The following is a 13811-nucleotide window of genomic DNA, read 5'->3' as shown; positions in this document are numbered from 1 at the left end:
GCGGCAATGTCGAATGTACCGCCGCATCGCGAGCAGGCTCGCTCCCACAAAGGGGGCTGCGCCGTGCCATAGCTGTGTGGCGGACACAAGACCTGTGGGAGCGAGCCAGCTCGCGATAGCGGCGGGTCGGCTTGCGACAATATTGAATGTACCGCCGCCTTCGCGAGCAAAGGGGTTACAGGGCTGAGGCCTGGCGCCATTCGGATGGAGATGTTGCCAGTTCCGCAGCACCGGCCACTGCACCGATAACCAGGATCGCCGGGCTCTTGAGTTGAAACGCACCTGCATCGGCCTCCATCGAGGCCAGGTCGCTGCGGCAGTCTCGCTGATGAGGCAGGGAGGCATTCTCGATCATGGCCACCGGGGTGTCCGCTGCCAGGCCACCGGCCAGCAGTTGCTCGCGGATCTCGCTCAGTTTCGCCACCCCCATGTACACCACCAAAGTCGTCCCGCTTTGTGCCAGGGCTTGCCAGTTCAGGCTGCTGCCGTCCTGGGTGTGGGCAGTGACCAGCGTCACGCCCCGGGCGATGCCGCGCAAGGTCAAGGGAATGTCGCACTGGGTCGCGCCTGCCAGCCCGGCCGTGATGCCATTGACCAGCTCCACTTCTATGCCATGCTCGCGCAGCCATTGCGCCTCTTCACCGCCCCGACCGAAGATGCACGGGTCGCCGCCCTTGAGGCGGACCACGCATTTGCCCTGGCGCGCATAGCGCAGCATCAGCCGATGGATGAAGGCCTGGGGCGTGGAGCGGCAGCCGCCGCGCTTGCCCACGGCGATGATGCGTGCACCGCAGCAATGTTCCAGCACTGCCTCATTGACCAGATCGTCGATCAGCACCACGTCGGCTTCGCGCAGGGCGCGTACGGCCTTAAGGGTCAGCAATTCAGGGTCGCCAGGACCCGCACCCACCAGCCAGACTTTTGCGTTCATAGTGTTTTCCTCACGAGAGAGCGGCCATCGGTTGCGCGGTGGCAACCAGCAGACGCTTGATTTCCGGTACGCAGGAACCGCATTGCGTGCCACAGCCCAGTTCCTGTTTCAGCCCTTGCAAGTCCAACCCTCGTTCAATGCCGGCGCAGATCGCACGCTGGCTGACGTTCAAGCAGTTGCACAATGTTTTACCGCCAGCGGTCGCCGCGCCGACGTTGCCTGGTGGTGCGCTCAACGGTGCCAGCAGCCAGCGACGCAGTTGCTCATCGGCACGACCTTCCAGCCACAGGTTCTGCAGCCAATGACGGGCGAGGGTTTCGCCAGCCAGGCGGATGGCGGTGATGCGTCCGTTTTCGATCCGCACCCGTTTCCCGATGGCGCGGCGGGGATCGTCGTAAGCCAGTACCGGTCCGTCGATCAGCCCCAGTTGTTCGTCGATTGCTTGCAGCAGTGCGGGGTCAGGCGCTTCGGTGCTGGCGGCGCGAATCAGCAACGCGGGACGTTCACGGCCGGTCAAGCTCAGGCTGACGTAGGCAAACACCTCACACAGCGGACGCAATGTCTCCAGATGCTGTTGGACATCGCCTTCGATCAGGGCGAAAAGCTGCCAAGGCAGGCTCACCGGTTCCAGACGCACGCCGCTGTGTTTGAGTTCCGGTTGTTTCGACAAGGGGTCGAAAGCCGGTTGGGTCAGGGTATTGACTCCACCCTTGAGGAACCGATCGCCCCAGTGCATTGGCAGGAACGCCTGGCCGGGCCGCACGCTTTCGTCGCTGTCCACGGCCACGATCACCGCGCCACGACGACTCTTGAGGCTGACCAGATCGCCCGGTTGCAGGCGCTGGCGCTGCAGTTCGTCGGGGTGCAGGCTGAGTACGGCTTCATTCACATGACCGAACAACTGCGCGGCGGTGCCGGTGCGGCTCATGCCGTGCCACTGGTCCCGCAGTCGGCCGGTGTTGAGGGTCAACGGGTAGCGCGCGTCCCGTAGTTCCCTGGCGGCGCGATACGGTTCGGCGACAAACCGCGCCCGGCCGCTGTCGGTGGGGAAAATGCCATCCATGTACAGACGCGCCGTCCCGACCGTGGCGCCCTCAGGGAAGGGCCACTGCTGGGGGCCAAGTCGATCGATCAGCCCATGGCTGATACCGGACAAGTCGAGATCTCGGCCCCGGGTCAATTGTTTGTATTCGTCGAACAACTGGGCGGGTGCGTCAAAGGCGAACAGGCTGGGTTGGCCCGGCCGCAGACGTTTCTCCAGGCGTTGGGCAAAATCCACGGTAATGGCCCAGTCTGGTCGTGCTTCGCCCGGTGCGTCAATGGCCCGGCGAACGTGGGAAATTCGCCGTTCAGAGTTGGTCACCGAACCTTCCTTTTCGCCCCAACTGGCCGCTGGCAACAGCAGGTCGGCAAACCCGGCGGTTTCGGTGGTGCGGAAAGCCTCTTGCAGCACCACGAACGGGCAGGCCTGCAGGGCCTCCCGAACCGCCGTCTGGTCCGGCATCGATTGAGCCGGGTTGGTGCAGGCGATCCACAAGGCCTTGATCTTGCCGTTGCGCACCTGCTCGAACAACTCGATGGCGCTCAAGCCGGTATTGGCGGGCAGTTGCTCGACGCCCCAGTATTCGGCGACTTCGGCGCGATGCTCCGGGTTGGCGGCTTCGCGGTGGCCCGGCAACAGGTTCGACAAGCTGCCGGTTTCCCGCCCGCCCATGGCGTTGGGTTGGCCGGTCAGCGAGAAAGGGCCGGCCCCCGGGCGGCCAATCTGCCCGGTGGCGAGGTGCAGGTTGATCAGGGCACTGTTCTTGGCGCTGCCGGCGGTGGACTGATTCAGGCCCATGCACCACAACGACAGGAAGCTGGGGGCCGTGCCGATGGCTTCGGCACACTGATGCAGTTGCTCGACGCTGATGCCGCATAGCTGGGCAACCATGGCGGGGGTGTAATCGCGCACCAGGCTCTTCAGGTCCGCCAGGCCTTCGGTATGGGCCTTGATGAAATCGTGATCGATCCAGTCTTCCCACAACAGCAGATGCAAAATCCCATGGAACAAGGCGACATCGGTCCCCGGCAGGATGGCCAGGTGCAGGTCCGCCAGATCGCAGGTGTCGGTGCGCCGCGGGTCGATGACAATGATCTTCATCTGCGGCCGGCGGGACTTGGCTTCTTCGAGGCGGCGAAACAGGATCGGGTGGGCGTAGGCCATGTTGCTGCCGACGATCATGACGCAGTCGCTCAGCTCCAGGTCTTCATAGTTGCAGGGCGGCGCGTCGGCGCCGAGGCTGCGCTTATAGCCCACCACCGCCGAGGACATGCACAGCCGGGAATTGCTGTCGATGTTGTTGGTGCCGACCAGGGCCCGGGCCAGCTTGTTGAAGGCGTAGTAATCCTCGGTCAGCAACTGGCCGGAGATGTAGAACGCGACACTGTCGGGGCCGTGCTCAGCGATGGTCTTGGCGAACACGCTGGCGGCGTGCTCCAGGGCACTATCCCAGTCGGTTCGGGCACGGGACAGGCCTTTGCCCAGGCGCAGCTCGGGGTACAGGGCTCGTGCGGCGAGATCACCGGTCAGGTGCAGGGTCGAGCCCTTGCTGCACAGTTTGCCGAAGTTGGCCGGGTGGGCGGGATCGCCACTGACGCCGAGGATGCGCTCGTCGTCGTGTTCGATCAGTACGCCGCAACCGACCCCGCAATAACAGCAGGTCGAGGCAGTGGTCTGGCGGTTCATCAGCTTGCGTCCCTTAGCGCCAACAGCACCCGGCCGTTCTCGACCCGTGCCGAATGATGATGGGCACAGCCCACGTCCGGCGCCTGGGCCTGGCCGGTCTCCAGGTCGATCTGCCAGTTGTGCAGCGGGCAGGCCACGCGCTTGCCATAGATCAAGCCCTGGGACAACGGCCCTCCCTTGTGCGGGCAGCGGTCATCGAGTGCGAACACTTCATCGTCGCTGGTACGAAAAATCGCAATGTCGCCCTTCGGGCCGTTGATGATGCGCGAGCCCAGGGCATTGATGTCTTCCAGCGCGCAGATATCCAGCCAGTTCATGCCGGCACCTCCAGATGCTTCACGGGGATGACTTCAAACTCTTTCTTCAGCTGGGGTTGTTCCAGGCGCTGTTTCCATGGGTCCTGTTCCAGCGACAGGGAAAACTTCAGGCGCTCATGAAGGGCCTTGCGCCGCGCCGGGTCTTCGAGCACGGCTTTCTTGATGTGCTCCATGCCGACCCGCTGCATGTAATGCACGGTACGTTCGAGGTAGAAGGCTTCTTCGCGGTACAACTGCAAGAAGGCACCGTTGTATTCGCGCACTTCCTCGGCGGTCTTGAGTTTGACGAAGAACTCGGCGACTTCGGTCTTGATTCCACCATTGCCGCCGATATACATCTCCCAGCCGGAATCGACACCGATGATGCCCACATCCTTGATGCCAGCTTCCGAGCAGTTGCGAGGGCAACCGGAGACGGCCAGCTTCACCTTGTGCGGCGACCACATGTTGAACAGGTCATGTTCCAGTTCGATGCCCAGTTGGGTGGAGTTCTGCGTGCCAAAGCGACAGAACTCACTGCCCACGCAGGTCTTCACGGTGCGGATGGATTTGCCGTAGGCATGGCCGGATGGCATGTCGAGGTCTGCCCATACGCCGGGCAGATCCTGCTTCTTGATGCCCAGCAAGTCGATGCGCTGGCCACCGGTGACCTTGACCATGGGCACGCTGTATTTGTCGGCCACGTCGGCGATGCGTCGCAGCTCCGCGGGCGTGGTCACGCCGCCCCACATCCGTGGGACGACCGAGTAGGTGCCATCCTTCTGGATGTTGGCGTGGGCACGTTCGTTGATCAGTCGGGATTGCGGATCGTCGTGGGCTTCGCCTGGCCAAGTGGAAATCAGGTAGTAGTTCAATGCCGGACGGCAGGTGGCGCAGCCGTTCGGGGTGCGCCAGTTCAGGTAGTTCATGGTGCCGGCGATGGTCAGCAGGTGCTCGTCGCGAATCGCCTGGCGGATCTGGCCGTGGTTGAGGTCGCTGCATCCGCAGATGGCTTTTTCGCTTTTCGGTTTGACGTCGGCCGCGCCGCCAACCGTGTTGATGAGGATCTGCTCGACCAGACCGGCGCAGGAGCCACAGGAACTGGCGGCCTTGGTGTGTTTTTTCACGTCATCGACGCTGAACAGGCCATGCTCCTGGATCGCCTTGACGATGGTGCCCTTGCACACGCCGTTGCAGCCGCAGACTTCAGCGGAATCGGCCATGCTCATGGCTTTGTCCTGGCCCTGGTGGCCGACGTCGCCCAACGCGTTCTCACCAAACATCAAGTGATCGCGGATCTCGCCGATGGCGGCGTTCTCGCGGATCTGGCGGAAATACCAGCCACCATCTGCCGTATCGCCGTACAGGCAGGCGCCGACCAGCACGTCATCCTTGATCACCAGTTTCTTGTAGACGCCGCCGATGGGGTCGGAGAGGGTGATGGTCTCGGTGCCTTCGCCGCCCATGAAGTCGCCGGCGGAAAACAGGTCGATGCCGGTGACCTTGAGCTTGGTCGAGGTCACCGAGCCTTTATAGGTGGCAAAACCCAGTTGCGCGAGGTGATTGGCGCAGACCTTGGCCTGTTCGAACAACGGGGCCACCAGGCCGTAGGCGGTGCCGCGATGGTTGGCGCATTCACCGATGGCGTAGATGCGCGGGTCATAGGTCTGCATCGTGTCGTTGACCAGGATTCCGCGACTGCACGGGATACCGGCTTTTTCCGCCAATTCGACGTTGGGGCGGATGCCCGCCGCCATCACCACCAGGTCGGCGGGGATGATGTCACCGTTCTTGAACTGCACCGAGCCGACCCGGCCATTGCCGGCGTCGTGGAGGGCCTGGGTCTGCTCGTTGAGGCGGAATTTCAGGCCACGGTCTTCCAGGGCGGTTTGCAGCAGTTGGCCGCTGGTCTTGTCCAGCTGCCGCTCCAACAGCCACTCACCCAGGTGCACCACGGTCACGTCCATGCCCCGCAGTTTCAGGCCGTTGGCGGCCTCCAGGCCCAACAGGCCGCCGCCGATCACCACGGCGTGCTTGTGGGTCTTGGCGGTTTCGATCATTGCCTGGGTGTCGGCGATGTCGCGATAGCCGATGACGCCGTCGAGCGTGTGGCCGGGAATCGGCAGAATGAACGGCGTGGAGCCGGTGGCGATCAGCAGGCGATCGTACTCGGCCTCGGTGCCGTCTTCAGCGATGACCCGACGCTTGACCCGGTCGATCTCCACGACCTTGCGGTTGAGCAGCAGGTTGATGTGGTTGTCCTGATACCAGCTCAGGTCGTTGAGGACGATTTCCTCAAAGGTTTGCTCGCCGGCGAGCACGGGGGAGAGCAGGATGCGGTTGTAGTTGGTGTGAGGCTCGGCGCCGAACACCGTGATGTCGTACAGCTCGTTGCTCAGCTTGAGCAGTTCTTCAAGGGTTCGAACCCCGGCCATGCCATTGCCGATCATCACCAGTTTGAGTTTTTTCATCAGGGTTCTCCGCAAGCCCAGACCCGGTTTCGTCACGTCTCATCACGGCGATCGGACTGGCTCGGCAATTTTCACGAAAACAAAAAAAGGCGTCCCGCTAGTGTGCTAGCGAGGACGCCTTTGTCCTGGTCCCGTTCTCTCGGGAAGCACCGCCTTCATCGTTGGAGGCGTTGCTTTATGTCTGTTGAGAGGGGATATGCAGTGGTTGTGCCAAGTGACTCCAAGGCACGGATTTATTGCGGGAAGCGTGGGGCGGGGGGGGGTGGAAGGGGATTTATTGCACCGAATCAAAGCGTGTCGCCCGGTAATGGAGCGTGGCAGACGATAGCTTTGTAGTGGCAGGCAGGCCGCCATCGCGAGCAAGCTTTGCTCCCACAGCAGACCCTCTGTGGCAGCAGATCCCCAGTGGCAGCAGACCCTCTGTGGCAGCAGATCCCCAGTGGCAGCAGATCCTCTGTGGGAGCAAAGCTTGCTCGCGATGGGCGCGACCGGATCTCAGCTATGAAACACCAGGAACAGCAACACAATATTCACCACCAACGACACCAGCGCCAACGTCCGCCAGACCTTCAGCGGTTCCCTTTCCAGCAGTGGCCGGGGCCTGACGCTCAAGCTGCGGCGCTCGCCCTGTTCCAGCAATAACAACCATTCCTCGGCGGTCTCAAAGCGCTCGTTCGGATCCGCTGCAACAGCGCGCTCCAGGCTTTGTCCCAGCCATTCAGGCAGGTCCGGCCGATAGCGGCTGGCGCTGACCGGCACGCCAAAGCGCGGTCGCTGGAAGGCCTCGACTTCGCCGTGGGGATAGTGTCCGGTCAGCAGGAAATACAGGGTCACACCGACGGCATACAAGTCCTGCTGCGCCGTCGGTGCGACACCGCCGAAGGCTTCCGGTGCGATATAGCTGGGGGTGCCCGGTAGCACGTTGGCCTGGTCTTCGGACAGGCCGGGGCAGTACGCCAGCCCGAAATCCAACAGCCGCAGTTCGCCGTCGTCCCCCAGATGCAGGTTTTCCGGCTTGATGTCACGGTGGTAGATCTGCCGTCGATGCAGCAGGCCCACCGCCCGCACCAACCGCTGCGCCAGGTCCAGCCATTGAGCCAATGGCAAGGCGCCGGCCTGGTGGAACAGCTCGGCCAGGGTCATGCCCGGATATTCGCGCATCACGTAATACAGATGCTGGCGCTGGGGAACGCCGTGGACTTCCGGAAACTGCCTTCCGGCGACCCGCTTGAGAAACCATTCTTCCGACAGCAATGCCTGCCCGGCCCGGGTGTCGTCCCGTAGCTGCCCCGGCAAGGTTTTCAGTAGCCACGGTTGGCCTTGGCCGTCGTGTACCCGGTAGAGCAGCGATTGCTGGCTCTGGCCGAGCAGCCCTTCGACCTGCCAACCCTCGAACGCCTGGCCCGGTTTCAGCGCCGGGGGAAGGGGCCATTGCTGCAGTTGGATCAGCGCATCGCCGATGCTCGCTTCGCCCAGTGCATCGACCCGTATCAGCAAGGCGCTGGCGTTGTCCTGGCTGCCGGCCAGGTGCGCGGCGTTCACCAGTGTCTGGGCGGCGAGGTTCAGGTCCGGCTGGTCCCGAAGGATGCCGGCAATGGCCGTATCCCCCAAGACCGCCCAGACGCCATCGCTGAGCAACACGAAGGTCTCTTCAGTGCGCAGTTCGCCGTCGAGGAAATCCAGAATCAAATGTTGATCCAGCCCCAGGGCGCGCTTGAGCACATGTTGCATGCCCTGCTGCTCCCAGACGTGATCCTCGCTGACCCGTTGCAGATGATCTGCGTGCCAGCGGTAGACCCGGCAATCACCCACGTGGGCGAGGGTGAAGCGCCGGCCCCGCAGTACCAGGGCACTGACGGTGGTGAGCAACGGCTGCCCGCCACCGTTGGCCTGCAACCAACGATTCTGTGCCAGCAACAACCGGTCCAGCGCCTGGGCCACGCCCCAGGTTTGCGGCGTGGAGTAATAGTCCAGGGCCAGTGCCTGCAAGGTCGAGCGGGCGGCCAGTCCGCCGTCGGCGCATTGACTCACGCCGTCGGCAATAGCGAACAGGTAGCCCTTGCTGGCGGCCAGGGCCGGGGCCGGGGTGACCAGGCGCAGGGCGTCCTGGTTTTCCTCCCGTGGGCCGATGGCAGTGGCTTCGGCAAAACTCAATTGCAGGTTCATGGTCGCTGTTTATACCCGAGCCGCGGTGACGGCTGCGGAGCCCCAGGTGGTTCTCCAGCGACGCTTGACGCCGTGCAGGCCGAACCAGGCCAGGACGCCCAGGCTGGCGAACAACCACAACGCCAGTTGGTAGCTGCCGGTGCTCTGCTTGATCGCGCCCATGCCCGCCGCCAGGGCGAAGCCACCGATGCCGCCGGCCATGCCGATCAGTCCGGTCATCACGCCGATTTCGCGACGGAAACGTTGCGGTACCAGTTGGAACACGGCGCCGTTGCCTGCGCCAAGGCCGAGCATGGTGCAGACGAACAGCGCCAGTGCCGCGTAGGAGTTCGGCAGGTTGAAGCCCACCGCTGCGATGCAGATGGCCGCCACGGTGTACATGCCCAGCAAGGTGCGGATGCCGCCGAAGCGATCCGCCAGGGCACCGCCCAGCGGCCGCATCAGGCTACCGCCGAAGACGCAGGCCGCAGTGTAGTAGCCGGCGGTTACCGGGCTCAGGCCATATTGGTCGTTGAAATAGCCGGGCAGGGCGCTGGCCAGGCCGATGAAGCCGCCAAAGGTCACGCTGTAGAAGAACATGAACCACCAGCTGTCACGGTCACCCAGGGCCTTGAGGTAGTCAGCCATGGATTTGGCTTTCGGCCGCTCGGGAGCGTTCTTGGCCAGCCAGGCGAAGATGACCAGAGTCAGGACCAGCGGGATCAGTGCGAAACCGAACACGTTGCCCCAGCCGAAGGCTGCGGCCATCACCGGCGCGATGATCGCGGCCAGCACGGTGCCCGAGTTGCCGGCACCGGCGATGCCCATGGCCTTGCCCTGGTGTTGTGGTGGATACCACTGGGACGCCAATGGCAGGGCGACGGCAAACGAAGCGCCGGCCATGCCCAGGAACAGGCCCAGCAGCAGTGCCTGTTCGTAGCTGTGGATGCCCAGTTTCCAGGCGCAGAACAGCGCGCTGATCACGATCACCTGACCGACCATGCCGGCGGTCTTTGGCGAAATCCGGTCGGCCAGCAGGCCCATGAACAGCCGCAGCACGGCCCCGGCCAGAATCGGTGTCGCGACCATCAGGCCACGTTGCTGGGTAGTCAGATGCAAGTCGGTGGCAATTTGCACCGCCAGGGGGCCGAGCAGGTACCAGACCATGAAACTCAGGTCGAAATAAAGGAAGGCCGCGAACAGGGTCGGGGTGTGGCCGGATTTCCAGAAGCTTGAATTCATCGCGCACCTCAGCTGTAAAAGTCTCGAGAAATGAGTCAGTGCTCAGAGCAGTGCGCCGTCTGTGGTCGCACCACCGGCTCCGAAGAGCCAAAACAAAAAAACGCCGCAACCCGGATTGCCAGTGAGGCAAGAAGGGTGTGCGACGTCTTTGTCGTAGGTGGGGCAACCGCCGTTGGTTACCTGTAGGGATGCTTAAGCGAGATCTGTGCCAACAGCAGGTATCGAGGGGAGGTCATCGCGAGCCGGCTCGCTCCCACAGGTGGATTGGGCGGTACTCGGAATCCTTGTGGGAGCGAGCCTGCTCGCGATAGCGCCGGGCCAGGCGCCGCGGGGCCTCAGCCCAGCAACTCATTCATCGCAATGATCTGCTCGGCCACTTGAATCAGCTTCTGCTGGCGACTCATGGCCTGGCGGCGCATCAGGGTGTAGGCCTGTTCTTCGTTGCACTCCTTCATCTTCATCAACATGCCCTTGGCCAGTTCGATGCGCTTGCGTTCGGCCAGTTGCTGGTCCCGGGCCTGGAGCTGGGCGCGCAGGGCCTGGTCGCTTTCAAAGCGGGCCATGGCCACGTCGAGGATCGGTTGCAGGCGCGCGGCGTGGATGCCTTCGACGATGTAGGCGCTCACCCCCGACTTGATTGCCTGGCGCATCACACCCGGGTCGTGCTCATCGGTGAACATGACGATCGGTCGTGGCTGGTCGCGACTGACCAGCACCACTTGTTCCATGACATCCCGGCCGGGTGACTCGGTATCGATCAGGATTACATCCGGACGCACTGTTTCGACGCGTTCCGGCAGGTCGATGGTCAGCCCGGATTCGTCAATGACGTCGAACCCGGCCTCCACCAGGGCGGCCTTGAGACGGCCGACTTTCTTCGCGGTGTCGTTGATCAGCAGGATACGCAGCATGGTCGGGCTCCTGTCAGCGGCTGGCGAAAAGGGGAGCCGCATCGCTCAAGGCGTGCAGTTTGAAGCGGCGGGCATACCCGGCCGGATCCGAGCCGTCCCAGGTGGTGCCGTCGATCAACTGGCTGCTGCGCATGGCCTGGAAGGTGGATGAAATGCCCAGCGCCGTGCACGCCTGGCGATACAGCTCGAGTTGCTGGACCTCCTTGGCCACGGCCAGGTAGTCCGGGTCTTCCCGCAGCAGGCCCCAGCGACGGAACTGGGTCATGAACCACATGCCGTCGGACAGGTAGGGCACGTTCACCTCGCCGTTGCCATGAAAACGCATGGCGTGGGGATCCTGCCAGCTGTTGCCCAGGCCATCGGCGTAGATCCCCAGCAGACGGGGTTCGATGCAGTCCAGCGGGGCGTCGAGGTATTCGGGGGCACTCAACAGTTGGGCGGTACTGCGACGGTTCTCGGTGCTCTGTTCGATGAAACGGCTGGCTTCGAGGATCGCCATCACCAGCGCGCGCGCCGTGTTGGGGTATTGCTCGACGAACGCGCGGGTACAGCCCAGGACTTTTTCCGGGTGATCGGGCCAGATGGTCTGGGTCGTCGCCAGGGTGAAGCCGAGGTTCTGTTTCACTGCGCTGGCGCACCAGGGCTCGCCGACACAGAGCCCGTCGATGCGCCCAGCCTGCAAGTGCGCAATCATTTGCGGCGGCGGAACCACCACGCTGTCGACATCCGACAAGGGATGGATGCCCTGGGCGGCGAGCCAGTAGTAGAGCCACATCGCGTGGGTGCCGGTGGGGAATGTCTGGGCGAAGGTCAGTTTCGAGCGAGTTTGGTGCACATGGCGCTCCAGTGCCTCAGGACTGGTCACGCCCATCGCCTGCAGGCCGTGGGAGAGGTTGATGCTCTGACCGTTCTGGTTCAGTCCCATCAGCACCGCCATGTCGGTCGGCGCGACACCGCCGATGCCCAGGTGCACGGCGTAGATCAGGCCGTACAGGCTATGGGCCGCGTCGATTTCACCGCTGACCAGCTTGTCCCGCAGATTGGCCCAGGAGCTCTGGCGCTTGAGGTTCAAGGTCAGGCCGTAGGGTTGGGCGAAGCCCTGAGTGGCGGCCACCACGACCGGGGCGCAGTCACTCAAGGCCATGAAGCCGAGATCGATCACGCTTTTTTCCGGAGCGTCGCTGCCATTGACCCAGGCCAGGGGAGTGGCTGGAACTTCATTCATCGGGCATCACCTTCCACGTAAAAAAGCGCCGTACCCGGACGAATGCCAGAGCATGGCCGGATGACGACGCCGTTGTCCTCTAAAAACAGTGTGGCACTCATCCCGTCGTTGGCATGAGCGCCGATGAGCGAAAAGGGTGCAAGGCATATGCCATCGACGCTGTTTTGTGCAGGCGCCTCGCTTGAGCCGCTGTTGCGCGGCTATAATCGCCGCCTCATTTCGTCGCCCGAGTCAAAGCCGCCCATGTACACCCTGGCCCGTGAACTGCTGTTCAAACTTTCCCCGGAAACCTCCCACGATCTGTCCCTGGACCTGATCGGCGCGGGCGGACGTTTGGGCCTCAATGGTCTGCTGTGCAAGGCGCCGGCGTCATTGCCGGTGAGTGTGATGGGCCTGCAGTTCCCCAACCCGGTCGGGCTGGCGGCGGGTCTGGACAAGAACGGCGCGGCCATCGACGGCTTCGCGCAATTGGGGTTCGGTTTCGTGGAAATCGGCACCGTCACGCCACGGCCACAACCGGGCAACCCCAAGCCACGGCTGTTTCGCCTGCCGCAAGCCGAGGCGATCATCAATCGCATGGGTTTCAACAACCTCGGCGTCGACCATCTGCTGGCCCGCGTGGCTGCCGCCAAGTACAAGGGCGTACTAGGCATCAACATCGGCAAGAACTTCGACACGCCGGTGGAGCGTGCCGTCGATGATTACCTGATCTGCCTGGACAAGGTCTATGCCCACGCCAGCTATGTGACCGTCAACGTCAGCTCCCCGAACACCCCGGGGCTGCGCAGCCTGCAGTTCGGTGATTCCCTCAAGCAACTGCTGGCCGACCTGGCCCAGCGTCGTGCCGAGCTGGCGGTGACCCATGGCCGGCATGTGCCGTTGGCGATCAAGATCGCGCCGGACATGACCGATGAAGAAACCGCCCAAGTGGCCCAGGCGCTGGTCGAGACCGGCATGGACGCGGTGATCGCCACCAACACGACGCTGGGCCGCGAAGGGGTCGAAGGGCTGGAATACGGTGACGAAGCGGGCGGGTTATCCGGTGCGCCGGTGCGTGACAAGAGCACGCACACCGTGAAAGTGCTGGCCGGGGAGTTGGCGGGACGCTTGCCGATCATCGCCGCGGGCGGGATCACCGAGGGACGGCATGCCGCCGAGAAGATCATCGCGGGTGCGAGCCTGGTGCAGATTTACTCCGGCTTCATCTACAAGGGGCCGGCGCTGATTCGCGAGTCGGTGGATGCGATTGCGGCGTTGGGCTGATTTCGCGGCTGTCAGATACTTCTGTGGCGAGGGGATTTATCTGTGGCGAGGGGATTTATCCCCGCTGGGCTGCGAAGCAGCCCCAAAATCGCACGACCGAAACACCTTCATCAATTCATACATCGAAGAGGGATGCTGCGCATCCCAGCGGGGATAAATCCCCTCGCCACAACAGTGTTCGCAACTAGTTTCCGATGGGCATTAAAAAGGGCTCCTCGAAGGAGCCCCTGGGCCGTAGCCCGCCGTCCGGATGGGACGCGCGTGGTTAAATCGGTGTGTGGATCGAAGTTGTCGAGTTCCTGAGTATTGAGCCCTGTGTCAGCCGACGGCGTGAAGTTCGTTGAGTCTGTGGATACCCGCAGTGCCGGTCATACCGTCCCAGTTGTCGCCGCGTCCTTCTCGCCAGCCATTGATCCAGGCTTGACGTACCGACGGTAGAGTAAAGGGGCAAAGCTCACGGGATTTACCACCAACACCATATTGGTAACCGCGTAAAAATGCTCTTTCCAACGGATCACGCTTAAGTCTTCTCATAGGGTATTGCCCTCACTTGTTGACTGTTACTTCGCGTCGGCCTCTGTTGAGGCCGGGGCAGAATC

General features: G+C 63.0%; 10 protein-coding genes. 1 reads left to right on the top strand and 9 read right to left on the bottom strand.

Annotated features, from left to right (window positions below; genetic code table 11):
• Positions 1–175 precede the first annotated feature (175 nt).
• From cobA to FGE05_RS24125, 8 genes are all read right to left on the bottom strand, one after another.
• Positions 176–931, bottom strand: coding sequence for a uroporphyrinogen-III C-methyltransferase (cobA, locus tag FGE05_RS24160; protein ID WP_139648918.1), 756 nt, complete (start codon positions 929–931; stop codon positions 176–178).
• Between the two features lie 10 nt (positions 932–941).
• Positions 942–3659, bottom strand: coding sequence for a nitrate reductase (locus tag FGE05_RS24155; protein ID WP_139648916.1), 2718 nt, complete (start codon positions 3657–3659; stop codon positions 942–944).
• Entirely contained in the window at positions 3659–3976 is a 318-nt protein-coding gene (nirD, locus tag FGE05_RS24150; RefSeq protein ID WP_024776753.1) for a nitrite reductase small subunit NirD, read from the bottom strand. Before nirD ends, FGE05_RS24155 begins: the two co-directional genes overlap by 1 nt.
• The gene (gene nirB / locus FGE05_RS24145; protein WP_139648914.1) at positions 3973–6426 is read right to left on the bottom strand and encodes a nitrite reductase large subunit NirB; all 2454 of its coding nucleotides are present in this window, start codon (positions 6424–6426) and stop codon (positions 3973–3975) included. The genes nirD and nirB overlap by 4 nt, the downstream gene beginning before the upstream one ends.
• Positions 6427–6921: 495 nt before the next feature.
• Positions 6922–8592 (bottom strand): bifunctional protein-serine/threonine kinase/phosphatase, encoded by a 1671-nt coding sequence (locus tag FGE05_RS24140; RefSeq protein WP_139648912.1) that lies wholly within the window; start codon positions 8590–8592, stop codon positions 6922–6924.
• 9 nt (positions 8593–8601) lie between these two features.
• Positions 8602–9813, bottom strand: coding sequence for a NarK/NasA family nitrate transporter (locus FGE05_RS24135; RefSeq protein WP_139648910.1), 1212 nt, complete (start codon positions 9811–9813; stop codon positions 8602–8604).
• A gap of 335 nt (positions 9814–10148) precedes the next feature.
• Positions 10149–10724, bottom strand: a complete 576-nt coding sequence (locus tag FGE05_RS24130; RefSeq protein ID WP_139648908.1) for an ANTAR domain-containing response regulator — start codon at positions 10722–10724, stop codon at positions 10149–10151.
• Between the two features lie 13 nt (positions 10725–10737).
• Positions 10738–11949 (bottom strand): CmpA/NrtA family ABC transporter substrate-binding protein, encoded by a 1212-nt coding sequence (locus FGE05_RS24125; protein WP_139648907.1) that lies wholly within the window; start codon positions 11947–11949, stop codon positions 10738–10740.
• A 243-nt stretch (positions 11950–12192) separates the two neighbouring features.
• Between FGE05_RS24125 and FGE05_RS24120 the strand changes: the two genes are divergently transcribed.
• Positions 12193–13212: a quinone-dependent dihydroorotate dehydrogenase gene (locus tag FGE05_RS24120; protein ID WP_139648905.1), complete on the top strand. Its 1020-nt coding sequence runs from the start codon at positions 12193–12195 to the stop codon at positions 13210–13212.
• A 318-nt stretch (positions 13213–13530) separates the two neighbouring features.
• Here the strand turns inward: FGE05_RS24120 and rmf are convergent, their stop codons facing one another.
• Positions 13531–13746, bottom strand: a complete 216-nt coding sequence (rmf, locus tag FGE05_RS24115; protein ID WP_003223300.1) for a ribosome modulation factor — start codon at positions 13744–13746, stop codon at positions 13531–13533.
• Between the last annotated feature and the right edge of the window lie 65 nt (positions 13747–13811).

Source organism: Pseudomonas sp. ICMP22404, from assembly GCF_006227205.1.
Taxonomy (GTDB): Bacteria; Pseudomonadota; Gammaproteobacteria; order Pseudomonadales; family Pseudomonadaceae; genus Aquipseudomonas.
The sequence above is the reverse complement of the archived record's forward strand: the minus strand, read 5'-3'. Positions and strand labels throughout refer to the sequence as shown.

Coding starts and splice junctions, on each gene's coding strand:
- cobA (WP_139648918.1), bottom strand. CDS start 931: ATGAACGCAAAAGTCTGGCTGGTGGGTGCGGGTCCTGGCGACCCTGAA.
- FGE05_RS24155 (WP_139648916.1), bottom strand. CDS start 3,659: ATGAACCGCCAGACCACTGCCTCGACCTGCTGTTATTGCGGGGTCGGT.
- nirD (WP_024776753.1), bottom strand. CDS start 3,976: ATGAACTGGCTGGATATCTGCGCGCTGGAAGACATCAATGCCCTGGGC.
- nirB (WP_139648914.1), bottom strand. CDS start 6,426: ATGAAAAAACTCAAACTGGTGATGATCGGCAATGGCATGGCCGGGGTT.
- FGE05_RS24140 (WP_139648912.1), bottom strand. CDS start 8,592: ATGAACCTGCAATTGAGTTTTGCCGAAGCCACTGCCATCGGCCCACGG.
- FGE05_RS24135 (WP_139648910.1), bottom strand. CDS start 9,813: ATGAATTCAAGCTTCTGGAAATCCGGCCACACCCCGACCCTGTTCGCG.
- FGE05_RS24130 (WP_139648908.1), bottom strand. CDS start 10,724: ATGCTGCGTATCCTGCTGATCAACGACACCGCGAAGAAAGTCGGCCGT.
- FGE05_RS24125 (WP_139648907.1), bottom strand. CDS start 11,949: ATGAATGAAGTTCCAGCCACTCCCCTGGCCTGGGTCAATGGCAGCGAC.
- FGE05_RS24120 (WP_139648905.1), top strand. CDS start 12,193: ATGTACACCCTGGCCCGTGAACTGCTGTTCAAACTTTCCCCGGAAACC.
- rmf (WP_003223300.1), bottom strand. CDS start 13,746: ATGAGAAGACTTAAGCGTGATCCGTTGGAAAGAGCATTTTTACGCGGT.